We start from the raw sequence: 16,272 nt of genomic DNA, 5'->3' as shown, positions 1-16,272 counted from the left end.
CGGCCCCGCGGCCGTCGCGTCAGTTCAGCGGGCGCACGCCCTCGGGGATGCCGCCGCCGGCGTAGATGCCGCGGGCCGCGTCCTGCAGGGCCGTCAGCGCGACCCGCTGCGTCAGCGGGCCGTAGGTGATGCGGGCGACGCCGAGCTCGGTGAGCTCGGCCTGCGAGGGCACGCCCGGCAGGCCGATGACGCTGAGCTTCTGCGGGCCGAACGCCTCGACGAGCTGCTGCACGGCGGGCACGTCGAGCGGACCGGGCACGAACACCGTGGTGGCCCCGGCCGCGAGGTAGGCGCGACCGCGCTCGACCGCGTCGGCGAGCACGACGTCGCGGGGGCGATCACCGCCCCGGACGAAGGCGTCGGTGCGGGCGTTCAGCGCGAACGGGACGCCCTCGGCGTCGGCCGCGGCGAGGATCGCCTCGACGTTGGCGGCGGCCTCGGTCAGCGGGCGCAGCTGGTCCTCGACGTTCGCCCCGGCCACGCCCACGGCGATCGCCCGGCGGACGGTCTCCGCGGGGTTCCCGAAACCCCCGTCGAGGTCCGCGGTGACGGGCAGGTCGCCGGCCGCCTCGACGATGCGGCCGATCATCTGCAGGGCGAGGTCGAGGGGGATCTGCTCGCCGTCGCCGTAGCCGTAGGTCGCGGCGATCGAGTGCCCCGCGGTGGCGAGGGCGCGGGTCTGCGGTTCGCCCGCGACGACGGCGGCGCTGACGGCGTCCCAGACGTTGACGAGCACGAGGAGCTCGGGATCGGCGTGCAGGCGACGCAGCGTCGCGGCCTTGTCGGCGGTGGAGGTCATGCGCGCGACGCTACCCGCACCGGGTCCTCCCACCGGTCCTCCCACCGGCGGGGGCGGGGCACCGTGACGGCGCCCGGGGGACTGCGGTAGGAAGGCGACCCCGGAGCAGCGCCGCTCTCCCGCCCCCGAACCTCGGAGGACCGTGGACGTCATCGAGTTCACCCCCACCCCGGACGAGTACGCGTGGACGTTCGGCGGCGTGGCGCCGGTCCGGCGCATCCGTCCCGGCACCGCCCTGAAGCTCTGGAGCGACGACGCGTTCTGCGGCCGGCTGCGCTCCACGGCCGACCTCGCGAGCGCGTCCCTGGACATGCCGTTCGTGAACCCCCAGACCGGCCCGTTCTACGTGGAGGGTGCCGAACCCGGCGACACCCTCGTCCTGCACCTGGCCGACCTGACGCCCGCGCGCAGCTGGGGCGCGTCCTCGCTCATCCCGTTCTTCGGCGGCCTCACGGGCACCGACCGGACCGCGACGCTGCAGCCGCCGCTGCCGGAGCGCACGTGGATCTACGAGGTCGACAGCGACGCCCGCACGGTGGCGTTCCAGTCCGCGTCGGGGGACCTGACGATCCCGCTGCCGCTGGAACCCATGCTCGGCACGGTCGGCGTGGCGCCGGCCGGGGGCGAGGTGCGGGCCGCGCTCGTCCCGGACGCGTTCGGCGGCAACATGGACACGCCCGAGATGAGGGCCGGGACGACGGTGTACCTGCGGGTCAACGTCGAGGGCGCGCTGTTCTCCGTCGGCGACGGGCACTACCGCCAGGGCGAGGGCGAGTCCTGCGGCACGGCCGTCGAGGGCGCGATGCACTCCACGATCCTGGTGGACCTGCTCAAGGGCGACGCGTCCCGCGGGGGCCCGGCGTGGCCGCGGCTGGAGAGCGACGACCACCTCAGCGTCGTCGGGTCCGCCCGGCCGCTCGAGGACGCCTGGCGGGCCGGGCAGGTCGACGCCGTGGGCTGGCTCGCCGAGCTGCACGGCCTGGACACCCTCGACGCCTACCAGCTGCTCTCGCAGATCAGCGAGGTGCCGCTCGCCAACGTGGTCGACGTGAACTACAGCGTCGTGACCAAGCTGCCCAAGCGGCTCCTGCCGCGCGCCGAGGTCTACGGCGGCGTGCACGACCGGATGCGGCGACTCGCCGCGGACCTCTAGGAGCCCCGTGGACCTGCAGCTGAACGGCACCCGCGTCCTGGTCACCGGGGGCACCCGGGGCATCGGCGCGGCGTGCGTCGCCGCCTTCCTGGCCGAGGGCGCGCACGTCGCGATGTGCGCGCGCACGGCCGCCGACGTCGAGGCGGCCGTCGCCGCGGCCCCCGACGGCCGGCTCACCGGGCACGTCGTCGACGTCTCCGACCGTGATGCGGTGACGGCGTGGGTCGACGAGAGCGCCGCCGCCCTCGGGGGCGTCGACGCCGTCGTGGCCAACGTCAGCGCCATCGCGGCCGCGAACGACCTGGAGAGCTGGCGGCTCTCGCTCGGGGTCGACCTCATGGGCACGGTGTCGCTCGTCGACGCCGCCCTGCCGCACCTGCGCCGCAGCGGCGCGGGCTCGATCGTCACCATCGGCAGCGTCTCGGGCCGCGAGGTCGACGCCTTCGCCGGCCCCTACGGCACGGTGAAGGCCGCGATCGTGCACTACACGCAGGGCCTCGCCCACCAGCTGGCCGCCGAGGGGATCCGCGCCAACACCGTCTCGCCGGGCAACACCTACTTCGAGGGGGGCGTCTGGCAGTCGGTGGAGGAGGACGACCCCGTGTTCTTCGCCGCGGCGCTCGCCCTGAACCCGACCGGGCGGATGGCGACGGCGGAGGAGATCGCCGCGCCCGTGGTCTTCCTGTCCAGCCCCGTCGCGAGCTTCGTCAGCGGCACGAACCTCGTCGTCGACGGGGCCCTGACCCGCGGGGTGCAGCTCTAGGACGCGCCCCGCGCGGCCCGCCGGCCCCTCCCGCCCCGGGGGTCGCACCACGGCGGGCCGCGATGTCGGGCAGGCTGGGGGGTATGACGCACCGTGAGCGGACCCGAGCGCAGCGCAGCGGGCTCGACGGGGACGCCCGGCCCACCGCCGTGCGGGGGGTCTGAGCCGTGCTGTGGTGGCAGGCGCTGCTGCTCGCCGTGGTGCCCGCGGCCGTCCTCGGGACGGCCCTGGGCCTGCAGCAGCGGTGGAGCCGGGCCACGGAGGTCCGCCGGCTCGGGCAGGTGGTGAAGGAGCAGGACCACGCCCGCGCGATGGCCGACGACCAGCGCGCGGCGGACGTCGCCGCCGACCGCGTCGAGCACGAGCGGGACCTCGTCTCCACCTGGCGCGAGGAGCGGCGCGGCGCGCACGAGGAGCTCATCGGCAGCCTCCTGCCGCTCGTGGCGACGGTCTCGGTCCAGGTCTACGACGCCATCCGCGGGCACGCCCTGCACGAGGGCTCGGGGGCCGGCGGCCTCGGCCGCTTCGACCGCGACCGCCTGGAGTCGCTGGAGAAGCCGGTCCACCTCGCGCTGCCCCGCGTGCTGCTGCTGGCCTCGGAGGAGGCGCGCACGAGCGCGGCCGAGGTGGCCCAGCAGGCCGAGACGCTGGTCATCAGCCTCATCTACGGCGGCGACCCGGCCTACTTCCGCGAGGACGTGCGGGGCGTGCCGCGCGGGCGGCTGCTGCTGCGCGACCTGCACCAGGCGCAGGACGACTACGTGGCCGCGGCCCGCCGCGACGTCGGCACCGAGGACTGAGCGGGCGCCGCCCGGGGCGGGGCCGTGCTGCCGCGGACGACGAGGTCGACCGCGAGGTCCACGCGCAGCGCCGGGGGCGTCTCGCCTGCGGCAAGGGTGAGCAGCAGCCGCGTGGCGGTGTCGGCCATCCGGGCCAGCGGCTGGTGCACGGTGGTCAGCTCCGGCCCGACCCAGCGCGCCACGGGCAGGTCGTCGTAGCCCACGACGGAGAGGTCGTCGGGGATGCGCAGGCCCAGCTCGCGCGCCGCCCGGTACACGCCGAGGGCCTGCAGGTCGTTGCCCGCGAAGATCGCCGTGGGCGGGTCCGCGGAGGTGAGCAGGCTCAGCGCCTCGTCGTGGCCGCTCTCGACGAAGAAGTTGCCGCTGCGGACCAGGGACTCGTCGGGGCGCACCCCGGCGTGCTCGAGCGCCTCGCGGTAGCCGCTGAGACGCGCACGGCTGCAGAGGGTCTCGGGCGGTCCGCCGATGACGGCGATGCGGCGGTGCCCGAGGTCGAGCAGGTGCCGGGTGGCGAGGCCGCCGCCGGTGTAGTTGGCGGAGCCCACGGAGGGGACGTCCCCGCGCTCCTCGCCGACCGGGTCGACGACGACGAAGGGGATGTTGCGGGCCTCCAGCTGGGTGCGCTGGTCGTGGTCGAGGTCGGAGAACACCATGATCACCCCGGTGGGGCGGCGCTCCAGGACGCTGTCGAGCCACTCCTGACGGGGAGTGCGGGCCCCGAGGCACTCCGAGAGGACGACCTCGACGCCCTGCTCGCGGGCGGCGCCCTCGACCCCGCGGATGATCTCCAGCGCCCACGGGTTGCCGAGCTCGTTGAACACCAGGTCGACGAGGCGGGGGCCGCGCGGGGTGGTGGAGCGGCGGCGCTGGTAGCCGTGGCGCTGGATGACCGCCTCGACGCGCGCGCGGGTCTCGCGGGCCACGTCGGGGCGTCCGTTGAGGACCTTCGACACCGTGGGGACGGACACCTCGGCGGCGGCGGCGAGCTGGGAGATGGTCATGCGCTCGCCCACGGTCGCGACCACCCCCTCCCTGACGCTGGCGACCGACTCTAACCGGTCGCCGTGGCGGCGGGTGCCGCCCGCGCTGCGGGGCACCGGTCGGTGCCCCGCAGCGCGGCGGTGCTCAGGCCCAGCCGCCGCCGGAGCCGACCCGGTGCGGTGCCCGCGTGGTGCGCAGGACGTCCTGCAGGACGCCGTACTGCGGCTTCGGGGCGAGCTGCTCGTCGTAGAGGTTGGCCGCGCCCTGGCCGGCGAAGACGCCGGGGACCCAGGAGTAGGCGTCGCCGAAGCCCCACACGGTGTAGGAGATGCACCGCTTGACCGCGAGGCACGCCTGCAGGGTCTGCCCCCAGTAGCTGTTCTGGAGGGCCTGCACCTCGGGCGTCAGCGGCAGCGTGCTGCGGATGTCGATCTCCGTCTCGGCGACGAAGAGCTTCAGGTCCGCGAAGCGCTGCAGGTTGGCCTGCAGGTCCGGGAAGCCGTACTGCGTGTCGAGGTGGGTCTGGAAGCCCACGCCGTCGATCGGCACGCGCTGGGCCTTGAGGTCCTTCGCGAGCGCGTAGGCGGCGTTGCTCTTCGGCCCGGTGTACTCGATGTTGTAGTCGTTGTAGAACAGCTTGGCCTGCGGGTCCGCCTCGTGGGCCCAGCGGAAGGCGTCGGCGATGTAGCCGGTGCCGCCCCACGCCTGGAACCAGACGTCCTGGCGGGGGGTGCCGTCCTCGTTGAGGGCCTCGTTGACGACGTCCCACTGCCAGATGCGGCCCTTGAAGTGGCGGACCTGGTCCTGCACGTGCTTCTTCAGCAGGGCCCGCAGCTCGCTCTTCGGCAGGCTCGAGGTGTCCACCCGGTTGCCGGCCGCGTCCGTCGTGCTCGTGATGGTGGCCTGCAGCCACGCGGGCAGCTGGCTGTGCCAGACCAGCGTGTGCCCGCGCACCAGCTGCTTGTTGGCGTGCGCGAAGTCCACCAGCCGGTCCGCCGCGGCCCAGTCGTAGGTGCCGCGGGTGGGCTCGACGACCTCCCACTTCATGACGTTCTCGGGGGTCACCGTGTCGAACTGCTGCGCGGCGATGCTCGTGTAGGCGGCGTCCGCGGCGAGGGCGTCGGTGTTGACGGCCGTGCCGATGCGCAGACCGCTCGGGTGGTCCAGGCGGCGCAGCGAGTCGGCGGGGGAGCCCTGGTAGAGCGACGGGGGACCGGCCTGCGGACCGGTCTGCGGGGCGGCGGCGAGCGCGGCCGCGGGGGTGGCGAGGACGGCGGTGACCGACAGGGCACCGACGAGCAGGGATCGGTTGAAGCGCACTTCATGCTCCTTCGCACGGGTGGCACCAGCGCGGCGTCGTCGCCGCGTGATCTCGAAACTATCGGGAAGTTCCCGATCGCAACGAACCGTAAGCGGGTGGCAGCACGTCGTCAAGCGGTAGCTCTGAACGGGCTGTGCGGGAGCCGTGCCGGACGCACGACGGCCCCCGCACCGGCCGCTGCGGAGAGCAGCGGCGGTGCGGGGGCCGTCGGCGACGGTGGGGACCCGGGCGCCGCCTGCGCGGCGCCGGGACCCCTCCGGTCAGATGTCGAAGTAGAGCTCGAACTCGTGCGGGTGGGGCCGCAGGCGGATCGGGTCGACCTCGTTGGTGCGCTTGTAGTCGATCCAGGTCTCGATGAGGTCGGGGGTGAACACGCCACCGTCGAGCAGGTAGTCGTGGTCCTCCTCGAGCTTGTCGAGGACGGCGGGCAGCGAGTACGGGACCGTCTTGATGTTCGCGTGCTCCTCGGGCGGGAGCTCGTAGAGGTCCTTGTCGACCGGGTCGGCCGGCTCGATGCGGTTCTTGATGCCGTCCAGGCCCGCCATGAGCTGCGCCGAGAACGCCAGGTACGGGTTCGCCGACGGGTCCGGGACGCGGAACTCCAGGCGCTTGGCCTTGGGGTTGTTGCCCGTGATCGGGATCCGGATGCAGGCGGAGCGGTTGCGCGCCGAGTAGACGAGGTTCACGGGAGCCTCGAAGCCCGGGACCAGGCGGTGGTAGGAGTTCACCGTCGGGTTCGTGAACGCGAGCAGCGACGGCGCGTGGTGCAGCAGGCCGCCGATGTACCAGCGGGCCATGTCGGACAGGCCGCCGTAGCCCTTCTCGTCGTAGAAGAGGGGCTCGCCGTCCTTCCAGAGCGACTGGTGGCAGTGCATGCCGGAACCGTTGTCCCCGAAGAGCGGCTTGGGCATGAAGGTCACCGTGCGGCCGTTGCGCCACGCGACGTTCTTGATGACGTACTTGAAGAGCAGCAGCTGGTCGGCCGCGTTCTTCAGGCTGTCGAAGCGGTAGTTGATCTCGGACTGCCCGGCGGTGCCGACCTCGTGGTGCGAGCGCTCGACCGACAGGCCGGCCTTCTCGAGCTCGATGACCATCTCGTCGCGCAGGTCCGCGAAGTGGTCGACCGGCGGGACGGGGAAGTACCCGCCCTTGTACCGCGTCTTGTAGCCGCGGTTGCCGCCGTCCTCGGCGCGCCCGGTGTTCCACGCCGCCTCGACGGAGTCGATGTGGTAGTAGGACTCGCGCGCGTTCGTCTCGAAGCGCACGTCGTCGAAGATGTAGAACTCCGCCTCGGCCCCGAAGTAGACCGTGTCGGCGATGCCGGTGGTCTTCAGGTGCGCCTCGGCCTTGGCCGCGATGTTGCGCGGGTCGCGGCTGTAGGGCTCGCCCGTGAACGGGTCGACGATGGAGTGGTTGATGATGAGCGTCTTCTCGGCCCGGAACGGGTCGAGGTACGCCGACGTCGGGTCCGCGATGAGCTTCATGTCGGACTCGTGGATCGCCTGGAAACCGCGGATCGAGGAGCCGTCGAACATCTGGCCCTCGGTCAGCGCGTCGGCGTCGAGGGACGCCGCCGGCACGTTGAAGTGCTGCATGACACCCGGCAGGTCGCAGAAGCGGATGTCGACGAACTTGACGTCTTCATCCTTGATGAACTTCAGGACCTCTTCGGAGTTGCTGAACATCCAACCTCCAGGGACGGGACCGGCCCGGAAGTCGGGCCGCCGCGGACGGGCCGACGTTAGGGGCGTGAGGTTTCGCGCCCGTGTCGCCGACGTTTCGGCAACGTTACCGAGACCGCGCCCGGCCCGGGACACGGCCCCGCGCACCGCCGTCGTGACCGCCGTCGTGACCGCCCCCGCCGCCGCCTAGGCTCGAGGGGTGGCGGACGCGGGAGCGAAGGGCGCACGGGCTGCGCGGGACGGGGATCCGGGACCGGTGCCGGGGGTGCGCCTCGGGCTGCCCGCCGCCGGACGGGGCTCCGTCGCCGGCTGGGGCCGCCGCTTCCTCGGGCTGCTGCTGGACTGGGTCGTCGCCTCGCTCATCGCGCGGGTCTTCGTCAACGGCCTCCTCGGCCCGCAGTTCGGGCCGCTGGCCGTCTTCGCCCTCATGCACGTGCTCCTGGTGTCCACGCTCGGGACGAGCCTCGGGCACTTCGCGGCGGGGCTCGTCGTCCGCCGCCTCGACGCGCCGCGGCCCGTGGGGCTGCTGCGCGGCGTCTACCGGACCCTGCTGCTGTGCCTGGTCATCCCGGCCGTCATCAGCGACGCCGACCGGCGCGGGCTGCACGACAAGGGCGCGCAGACGGTCGTCGTCCGGCGCTGAGCGCGTACCCCGCTCGACCCACCGCACGACGCAGGCCCCCGACCGGCAGCGGTCGGGGGCCTGCGTGCGTCGGGGTGCGTCAGCGTCCGCGCATGGCCTTGCGGTCCGGGCGGGCGCGCATCGGGTCGATGCCCTGCGGCACGGGGGGACGCAGGCCGCCGAGGGCCTTGAGGCGCTTCTGCACGGCCGCGACCTCGCCCTTGGTCAGGACGGGCTTGAGGCGCTGCACCTTGCCGGCGACCTTCGCGAGCGGCACCTCGCCCTCGGCCCCGCCCTTGCCCACGGTCATGAGGTGCACCGGGACGTTGGGGGCGATGCGGGCGACCTTGCGGCGCTCACCCTCGAGCAGCTTCTTCACCCGGCCGGCGGGTCCGTCGCCGACGAGCACGATGCCGGGGCGGCCCACGGCGCGGAAGACCATGTCCTGCGAGCGCGGGTCGACCGCGACGGGCTCCTGCTCGATCGTCCAGCCGCGGCGGATCGAGTTCAGCGCGGCGGCGGCCGCACCCTTCTGCCCCTCGATGTTGAGGTAGGCCGCGCGCTCGGCGCGCCGCGCCAGGACGAACATCCCCGCGAGGACGCCGACCATGAGGCCGAGCAGCGGGAAGTAGATCCAGTGCGTCGTGGCGATGCCGATGACGATCGCGATGAGCAGCGGCGCGCCGACGGCGAGCAGCAGCCACCACCGGGTCGCCGGGTCGACCTTGACCGTCATGTCGTAGACGGCCTTCAGCTGACGCAGGCGTCCCTGCTTCTTCGGCTTGCGCGCCTTGGTCGAACCGGTGGGCGCGGGGGAGGAGTCGCTCGGGCGTCGTGCCATGGCGCACAGGATACGGCCGCGACGCCGTGGTCCCCGCCGTGCGGGCGCGTCGCGCGCCCGCACGGGTGGCGCGTCAGCGGCGCAGCAGGCTCGACGCCTCCTGGGCGGCCGGGGTGTCGCGGTCCAGGTGCGCGAGCTGCTCCGGTATCGTGCCGCCGCGGCGCTTGGTGGCCTGCGCCCACAGGCGCCCCGCGCGGTAGGAGGAGCGGACCAGCGGCCCGGACATGACGCCCGTGAAGCCGATGCGCTCGGCCTCCTGGGACAGCTCGACGAACACCTCGGGCTTCACCCAGCGGGCCACGGGGTGGTGGCGCGGGGTCGGGCGCAGGTACTGAGTGATCGTGATGATGTCGCAGCCGGCGTCGTGCAGGTCGCGCAGCGCGGACACGACCTCCTCGTCGGTCTCGCCCATGCCGAGGATGAGGTTCGACTTCGTCACGAGCCCCGCGTCGCGGCCCTGCGTGATGACGTCGAGGGAGCGGTCGTAGCGGAACGCCGGGCGGATCGACTTGAAGATCCGCGGGACGGTCTCGACGTTGTGCGCGAAGACCTCCGGTGCCGCGTCGAAGACCTGCTGCAGCAGCTCCGGCTTGCCGTTGAAGTCCGGGACGAGGATCTCCACGCCCGTGCCCTCGTTCAGCGCGTGCACCTGGCGGATCGTCTCGGCGTACAGCCACGCGCCGCCGTCGGCGAGGTCGTCGCGCGCCACGCCCGTGATGGTCGCGTAGCGCAGACCCATCGTCCGGATGCTCTCGGCGACCCGGCGGGGCTCATCGCGGTCCAGCGGCTGCGGCTTGCCCGTGTCGATCTGGCAGAAGTCGCAGCGGCGCGTGCACTCGGAGCCGCCGATGAGGAACGTGGCCTCGCGGTCCTCCCAGCACTCGTAGATGTTGGGGCAGCCCGCCTCCTCGCACACCGTGTGCAGGCCACCGGACTTCACCAGGCCCTTGAGCTCGGTGTAGTCGGGGCCCGTGCGGGCCTTGGTGCGGATCCACGACGGCTTCCGCTCGATGGGCGTCTCGGCGTTGCGCGCCTCGATGCGCAGCATGCGCCGTCCCTCGGGTGCGAGTGTCACGGCGCCAGCGTACGTCCCTGCCCGGACCTCACCGCCCGGGCGCTCCCCACCCGTCGGGGTGCACGCCCCCGGGAACGTCACCGTCGGGGTTGTAGGGCGTGCGGGTGAGTCGGAAGCTCGCGAGGTCCAGGTGGCTCACGGACCCGTCGTCGCGGCGGACCACCCGCAGCGGCTCCCCGGCGTAGTACTCGTCCAGGCCGCGCCAGCCGCCCTCGGTGGGCACGAAGCGCGAGCCGCGGGCGCGCCCGCCGAGCCCCGAGAGCTCCAGGCCGACCGCCGTGGCGCGCACGACGAGCGGCGTCGGGCCCCAGTACCAGGGGCCGACGAGCTCCAGGACGTCCGCGGGGACCTCGCGCGGCACCCACTCCGCCGGCGGCTTCGGCTCGGCCTCGGCGTAGGCCTTCAGCAGCCGCGTCGGCAGGTCGCCGAAGCCCGTCGTGGAGTTGGTCATCGCGACGACGGCGTCGGAGGTCTCGACGTCCACGCGCAGCATGGCCACGAAGCCCGGCATCGACCCCGAGTGCCCCGCGTACCGGCGCCCCGCGTCGTTCCACAGCTGCAGGCCCAGGCCGTAGCCGCCCGCCCAGGCCGCACCGCGGGTGTCGTCGACGACCTGCGGCTGGCGCATGGCCTCGACCGTCGCGGGCCGCAGGACGTCGCTGCGCCCCGCCACGACGCCCGCCCAGCGCGCCAGGTCGCCCACCGTCGACCAGATCTGCCCCGCGGGCGCCATGGCCCCGCCGTCGTGCTCGGGCTCGGGCAGCACCACGTCCGCCCACGGGTGCACCGCGAGGCCCGGCGCGTGCGGGCCGTCGGGGCGCAACGTCGTCCGCGTCATCCCCAGCGGGACGAGGAACTGCTCCGCGACGACCTCGTGCCACGTCGAGGAGCGCAGCCGCCCCAGCAGCTCGCCGAGGACGCCGTAGCCCACGTTGGAGTAGTGGAAACGCACCCCCGCGCGGTGGCGCTGCGACGCCGGCCCGAGGCTCGCGGCCAGCTGCGGCCAGTCCCCGCCCGCGGTCCGCTCCCACCACGGGCCGTCGGTCTCGGCCTGCAGGCCGGACGCCTGGCCCAGCAGCTGGCCCACGGTCAGGTGCCCGATCGAGTCGCCCAGCTCCGGCAGGTGGTCGTCGATGCGGTCGTCCAGGCCCACGAGCCCGTCCTCGTTCGCCCGCAGCACCCCGGCCGCGACGAAGGTCTTCGTGATGCTGCCGATGCGGTACTGCGTCGCCGGCTGCGGCCGCGCGCCGTCCACGCGGCCGCGGGCGCCGGACCAGACGAGCTCGCCGTCGCGCACGATCCCGGCCACCACCGAGGGCAGCCGGGAGGACACCTGCGCCGAGGCCAGGAGGCCGTCCAGCGCGCGGGCGGTCGCGGGGGCCACCGCGGCGGCGGGAGTCGTGGGGGAGTGCTCAGCCATGCGCCAACCCTTCCAGACCCGGCCGAGCGGCGGACGGCGGCGTCCGGGAGGATCCGGGCATGGATCTGCGCATCTTCACCGAGCCCCAGCAGGGCGCCCGCTACGAGGACCTGCGCCGCGTCGCGGTCGCGACCGAGGACGCCGGCTTCGACGGGTTCTTCCGCTCGGACCACTACCTGACGATGGGCGGCACGGGCCTGCCCGGGCCCACCGACGCCTGGACGACGCTCGCGGCGCTCGCCCGCGACACCTCCCGCGTCCGCCTCGGCACCCTGGTGACGTCGGCGACGTTCCGCCACCCCGGGGTCCTGGCCATCCAGGTCGCCCAGGTCGACGAGATGTCCGGCGGCCGCGTCGAGCTCGGCCTCGGCACCGGCTGGTACGCCGAGGAGCACGCCGCCTACGGCATCCCCTTCCCGCCGCTGGGCGAGCGCTTCGACCGCTTCGAGGAGCAGCTGCAGGTCGTCACCGGCCTGTGGTCCACCCCGGTCGGGGAGACCTTCGACTTCACCGGCACCCACTACCAGCTGGCCGGGTCGCCGGCGCTGCCCAAGCCCGTCCAGTCGCCCGTGCCGATCATCATCGGCGGCGGCGGCAAGAAGCGGACCCCGGCGCTCGCCGCCCGCTACGCGAGCGAGTACAACGGCGCCTGGCAGGGCGTCGCGGAGACGAAGGTGCTCCTCGACCGCGTGGCCGACGCGTGCCGGGCGATCGACCGCGACCCGGCGACCATGACGAACTCGACCGCGCTCATCGTCTGCGTCGGGCGCGACGACGCCGAGATCGCGCGCCGGGCCGCAGCCATCGGCCGCGAGGTCGAGGAGCTGCGCGAGAACGGGCTCACGGGCACGCCCGCCGAGGTCGTGGAGAAGATGCAGGCCTACCGCGAGGTCGGCGTCGAGCGCTTCTACCTGCAGGTGCTGGACCTCTCCGACCTCGACCACGTCGAGCTCATCGCCGCCGAGGTCGCGCGCCAGCTCTGACGGCGCGGCTGACGGTTCCGCTGCAGCGAAGGCCTCGGGAGGCTCTGTGAGGGGCGTCCTGAGCCCCTGCGGGCAGCGGAACTGTCAGCCCGGCAGGTCGGCGGCCGGCAGGAGCTCCTCGACGACGGCCGCCGCGTCCACGACGCCGACGTGGCGGCCGGCCTCCGCGGTCAGCGAGGTGACGCCCGCGTCGGTGAGCCCGCACGGGACGATCGTGCCGAAGCCCTGCAGGTCCGTGTCGCAGTTGAGGGCGAAGCCGTGCATGGTCACGCCCCTGGCGACGCGCACGCCGATCGCCGCGACCTTGCGCTCGGCCGGGCCCCCGGGCACGGCCGGCTCGTCGCAGGCCACCCAGACACCCGTGCGGTCGGGCACCCGGTGGCCCGTGACGTCGAAGCGCGCGGCCACGTCGAGCAGCAGCTGCTCGAGGCGGCGCACGTAGCCGACCACGTCGAGACCCCGGCGCAGCCGGACCAGGGGGTAGCCCACGAGCTGACCGGGGCCGTGCCAGGTGATGCGCCCGCCGCGGTCGACGTCGACCACGGGCGTGCCGTCGACGGGCCGCTCCCAGGAGTTGGTGCGCTTGCCGGCCGTGTAGACGGGGGCGTGCTCGAGCAGCAGCACGGTGTCGGGCCGGTCGCCCGCGGCCACCTCGGCGTGCAGGCGGCGCTGCAGCTCCCAGGCCTCGCGGTAGTCCACGAGCCCGGTGCCGAGGTCGACGCGCTGGACCAGGACCTCGACGCTCGTCGTCACGCGCGCCACCCTACGTCGGGCGTCAGCGGCTGCCGGGCAGCAGGCGGGGCTCGATCCTGGTCTCCGTGACCCCGTCGCCCGAGTCGTCGCGCCGCACCACGTAGGCGCCCTTGCCGGGGGTCTCGGCGACCGCCTCGACCAGCTCGCTGCCGTGGTAGACCATGCCGACGCCGTCGTCGGTGCAGTGGCTCTCGCCCAGCGTGCCGTCGCCCACCATGCCGTGCAGCAGCGGGCGCCGCTGGGCCTCGTTGTCGTAGTGCACGCCGTTGCCGTAGGGCAGGAAGCCCAGGGCGTCGGTGACCGGGCGCAGCGTCGGCCCGTAGGAGTCCGTGGGCCCGCCCTGGTACCAGCAGATCGAGCCGGCGCTCACGCCGGCGAGGACGACGCCCGCCTGCCAGGCCTCGCGCAGCGGCCCCTCGAGCTGGTGCGCCCGCCAGACGGCGAGCAGGTTGACCACCGAGCCGCCGTCGACCCAGACGACGTCCTGCGCCAGCAGGTGGGCGGCGACGTCGTCCACCGACGGCATGGGGAACAGGTCCAGGACGCTCGTCTCGAAGCCCGCGCGGTGGCCTGCGGCGTAGACGTCGGCGGTCGCGGAGAGCTGGTCGCCCATCGCGGTGCCGAGCACGCAGACGCGCGGCCGGCGGCCCTCGGGCACCCGCGCCAGGGCGACGGCGTGGTGCGCCAGCGGGGCCCAGTCGCGCCCGCGCGGACCCCACCGCCAGCCCCCCGACGTGGCGAGGACGGTCGGCTGCGGGGCGCTCACGCGGTCAGCGCGGCCGGGCGGCGCCCGTAGCCGAGGTTCGTGAGGACCGCGTCGGCGGCGCGGCGGCCGGAGACCAGGGCACCCTGCAGGGACGCGTTCTCGCGGTGGTCGCCCGCGACGAAGACGCCCTCGCCCAGGTCGACGGGCTGTCCGCCGTCGAAGGGCGGGGCGACCGCGGGCAGCGCCTGCGGGATCGAGTGCGCCGCCACGAGGGTCCACGCCCGGGTGTCCACGCCGTAGACCCGCCCGAGCTGCGCCCGGACGGCGGTCTCGACGTCGGAGCCCACGTCGGCGCCCAGCACCTGCGCCGAGATGAGCGCCCGGTGGTCGGCGGCGGCCAGGACGTAGCTCGGGGCCACGGCGGAGACCACCGCGGTGTTCACCACGGGCCCGGTGCGGTCGCCGTCGAGGTGCAGCAGCTTCTCGCGTCCCGCGGGCGCGGGGGAGGAGGCCGCCGCGAACCAGAAGGTGCCGAGGTCGTGGGCCTCCGGCTCGGGCAGGCCCGTGAGGTGGGCGGCCGCCGCGCCCCCCGTCGCGACGACGATCGCGGTGGTGCTGAGCCCGCCCTGCGGCGTCTCGACGACGAGGGAGCGCGGTCCGTGCCCGACGTGGGCCACCTCCACGCCCGTGACGATGCTGCCCGCGGGCAGCGAGGCCGCCAGCTGGTCCGGCACGGCCTGCATGCCGCCCGCGGGCAGCCCGGGGGTGCCCCGCAGGAAGGTGCGCAGCAGCAGGTCGACGAAGCGCCGCGACGTGGTGCCGGCCGCCTCGCCGAGGACCCCGGCCAGGAAGGGCTCGATCACGCTGTGGCGCAGCTCGCCGTCGACGCCGGCCTCGTCCAGGCCCTGCGCCCACGTCGAGTCCTCGCGGCGCAGGTCCGCCGTCGAGGCCGAGCCCAGCGCCCAGCGGACCAGCGCCGTCTTCTCCGCGAGCGAGCCGAGCGGGAAGCGCAGGGCGCCGAGGACGCCCGCGGGGTGGCGGCGGGGGTCGCGCACGGCGGAGACGACACCGCCGCGGGCCACGGCCACTCCGGCGTCGAAGGTCTGCAGGTCCAGCGCGCCGACGTCGAGGACCTTGGCGACTTCGGGGTAGGCGGGGTTCAGGAGCTGGAAGCCGCGGTCGACGCGGAAGCTGCCCACCACGTCGCTGCGCACCCGGCCGCCGATGCCGTCGGAGGCCTCGACGACGACCACCTCGATGCCCGCGGCCGCGAGGTGCTTGGCGCAGGCCAGGCCGGCGACTCCGGCTCCGACCACGACGACGTCGGCGGACGTGGGCAGGGACGCTGCGGCACTGTCGATCACGCGGGCGAGCCTACCCAGGCCCACGCCGGGGGGCCTGCCCGGACGCGGCCGCGTCGTGATCTTGCCTGTGGACGACGCCCGCGGCGCCCGCGCGAGGTGCGGTTGTCTGCTCCCGTGAGCCTCGACAGCTGGTCCGACGACGACGCCGACGTGAGCGCCGCGGTGGTGCCGGACCGCGCCGCGCCGCCGTCCGGGGGCGGCCGCCACCGCGGGGTCCCGGCCCTCGTCCCCGCCGGGGGCGACGGCCCGGACGGCGGTGTGCTGCACCGCACCGGTGGCGCCCGGGCCCGGCTGATGGCCGACGAGCTCGGCCCGCGCCGGCCGGTCGTGGACGGCTACGAGGTCGGCGAGGAGCTCGGCGCGGGCGCCAGCGGCACCGTCTGGGCCGGCACCGGCCCCGACGGCGAGCGGCGGGCCCTGAAGGTCCTGCACGCCGACGCGGCCCCCGGCGGGAGCACCGACCTGCTCCGCGAGCTCGCGCTCCTGCGGCGCGTGCGCCACCCGCGGCTCGTCGCCGTCCACGACATCTCCCGCGACGGCGGGGGACGGCCCGTGCTCGTCCTGGACCTGGCCGCCGGGGGCAGCCTCGCCGACCTGCTGCGCGCCCGCCGCCGCCTCGGGACGGCCGAGGTCGTCGGCCTGCTCGCCTCGCTGGGGCCCGCCCTCGAGGAGCTGCACGCCGCGGGGGTCGTGCACGGCGACCTCAGCCCCGGCAACGTCCTGCTCGACGCCCGCGGCGAGGCCCTGCTGGCCGACCTCGGCCTGGCCCGGGCGCTGGGCCGCCGCCCCGGCAGCGTCCTCGGCACCCCCGGCTTCGCCGACCCCGCGGCGCTCGCGGAGGAGCCGGGGGCGGCCGGGGACGTGTACGGGCTGGCCGCGGTGTGCTGGTGCGCGCTGACGGGGGAGGCGCCGCCCGCCGGGCGACGCCGCCCGGCGCGGCGGGCCGCCGCGCAGCTGCCCCCGGGCACGTCGCAGGAGCTGCTGGCCGTGCTGCGCCGCGGCCTGCACC

16 protein-coding genes are annotated in these 16,272 nt (G+C 74.8%); 6 read left to right on the top strand and 10 right to left on the bottom strand.

The features are described 5' to 3' along the window. Positions 1–19 precede the first annotated feature (19 nt). Positions 20–799 (bottom strand): isocitrate lyase/PEP mutase family protein, encoded by a 780-nt coding sequence (locus F1544_RS17000; RefSeq protein ID WP_167587318.1) that lies wholly within the window; start codon positions 797–799, stop codon positions 20–22. Between the two features lie 142 nt (positions 800–941). Between F1544_RS17000 and F1544_RS26515 the strand changes: the two genes are divergently transcribed. The 3 genes from F1544_RS26515 to F1544_RS16985 all read left to right on the top strand — a co-directional run bounded on the left by F1544_RS26515 (position 942) and on the right by F1544_RS16985 (position 3,515). Then, entirely contained in the window at positions 942–1,952 is a 1,011-nt protein-coding gene (locus F1544_RS26515; protein WP_167587317.1) for an acetamidase/formamidase family protein, read from the top strand. 7 nt (positions 1,953–1,959) lie between these two features. Beyond that, entirely contained in the window at positions 1,960–2,715 is a 756-nt protein-coding gene (locus F1544_RS16990) for an SDR family NAD(P)-dependent oxidoreductase (protein ID WP_167587316.1), read from the top strand. A gap of 167 nt (positions 2,716–2,882) precedes the next feature. Continuing rightward, positions 2,883–3,515, top strand: a complete 633-nt coding sequence (locus tag F1544_RS16985; protein WP_167587315.1) for a hypothetical protein — start codon at positions 2,883–2,885, stop codon at positions 3,513–3,515. Here the strand turns inward: F1544_RS16985 and F1544_RS16980 are convergent. From F1544_RS16980 to glnA, 3 genes are all read right to left on the bottom strand, one after another. Beyond that, positions 3,473–4,516: a LacI family DNA-binding transcriptional regulator gene (locus F1544_RS16980; protein ID WP_167587314.1), complete on the bottom strand. Its 1,044-nt coding sequence runs from the start codon at positions 4,514–4,516 to the stop codon at positions 3,473–3,475. The two genes, F1544_RS16985 and F1544_RS16980, sit on opposite strands and share 43 nt — an antisense overlap. A 124-nt stretch (positions 4,517–4,640) precedes the next feature. Then, complete coding sequence (locus F1544_RS16975) at positions 4,641–5,816, bottom strand: endo-1,4-beta-xylanase (protein ID WP_167587313.1); 1,176 nt, start codon at positions 5,814–5,816, stop codon at positions 4,641–4,643. A gap of 261 nt (positions 5,817–6,077) precedes the next feature. Next, positions 6,078–7,502, bottom strand: a complete 1,425-nt coding sequence (gene glnA / locus F1544_RS16970) for a type I glutamate--ammonia ligase (RefSeq protein ID WP_167587312.1) — start codon at positions 7,500–7,502, stop codon at positions 6,078–6,080. Positions 7,503–7,755: 253 nt separating this feature from the next. Between glnA and F1544_RS16965 the strand changes: the two genes are divergently transcribed. Continuing rightward, positions 7,756–8,142: an RDD family protein gene (locus F1544_RS16965; RefSeq protein WP_208972072.1), complete on the top strand. Its 387-nt coding sequence runs from the start codon at positions 7,756–7,758 to the stop codon at positions 8,140–8,142. Positions 8,143–8,221: 79 nt separating this feature from the next. On the opposite strand, the gene F1544_RS16960 is transcribed toward F1544_RS16965, so the two are convergent. From F1544_RS16960 to F1544_RS16950, 3 genes are all read right to left on the bottom strand, one after another. Beyond that, complete coding sequence (locus tag F1544_RS16960; protein ID WP_167587310.1) at positions 8,222–8,962, bottom strand: DUF4191 domain-containing protein; 741 nt, start codon at positions 8,960–8,962, stop codon at positions 8,222–8,224. 73 nt (positions 8,963–9,035) lie between these two features. Continuing rightward, positions 9,036–10,037, bottom strand: a complete 1,002-nt coding sequence (lipA, locus tag F1544_RS16955; RefSeq protein WP_167587309.1) for a lipoyl synthase — start codon at positions 10,035–10,037, stop codon at positions 9,036–9,038. Between the two features lie 28 nt (positions 10,038–10,065). Beyond that, complete coding sequence (locus F1544_RS16950; RefSeq protein ID WP_167587308.1) at positions 10,066–11,457, bottom strand: serine hydrolase domain-containing protein; 1,392 nt, start codon at positions 11,455–11,457, stop codon at positions 10,066–10,068. Between the two features lie 59 nt (positions 11,458–11,516). Here F1544_RS16950 and F1544_RS16945 point away from each other — a divergent pair, with 59 nt between their 5' ends. After that, a complete protein-coding gene (locus F1544_RS16945; RefSeq protein WP_167587307.1) occupies positions 11,517–12,440 on the top strand; it encodes an LLM class F420-dependent oxidoreductase in 924 nt (307 codons plus the stop codon). 84 nt (positions 12,441–12,524) lie between these two features. Here the strand turns inward: F1544_RS16945 and lipB are convergent, their stop codons facing one another. Genes lipB through F1544_RS16930 form a run of 3 tightly spaced genes read right to left on the bottom strand, consistent with a single transcriptional unit; the run spans position 12,525 to position 15,263 of the window. Continuing rightward, a complete protein-coding gene (lipB, locus tag F1544_RS16940; protein ID WP_373368094.1) occupies positions 12,525–13,202 on the bottom strand; it encodes a lipoyl(octanoyl) transferase LipB in 678 nt (225 codons plus the stop codon). 13 nt (positions 13,203–13,215) lie between these two features. After that, complete coding sequence (locus tag F1544_RS16935) at positions 13,216–13,959, bottom strand: Type 1 glutamine amidotransferase-like domain-containing protein (protein ID WP_167587306.1); 744 nt, start codon at positions 13,957–13,959, stop codon at positions 13,216–13,218. Beyond that, on the bottom strand, positions 13,956–15,263 hold the full coding sequence (locus F1544_RS16930) for an FAD-dependent oxidoreductase (protein WP_167587305.1): 1,308 nt from the start codon (positions 15,261–15,263) through the stop codon (positions 13,956–13,958). Before F1544_RS16930 ends, F1544_RS16935 begins: the two co-directional genes overlap by 4 nt. A gap of 114 nt (positions 15,264–15,377) precedes the next feature. Here F1544_RS16930 and F1544_RS16925 point away from each other — a divergent pair. After that, a partial coding sequence (locus tag F1544_RS16925; RefSeq protein ID WP_167587304.1) for a serine/threonine-protein kinase occupies positions 15,378–16,272 on the top strand: 895 nt, incomplete at its 3' end.

Source organism: Kineococcus rubinsiae (assembly GCF_011839805.1).
Lineage (GTDB): Bacteria > Actinomycetota > Actinomycetes > Actinomycetales > Kineococcaceae > Kineococcus > Kineococcus rubinsiae.
This window is presented reverse-complemented; position numbering and strand designations above follow the sequence as displayed.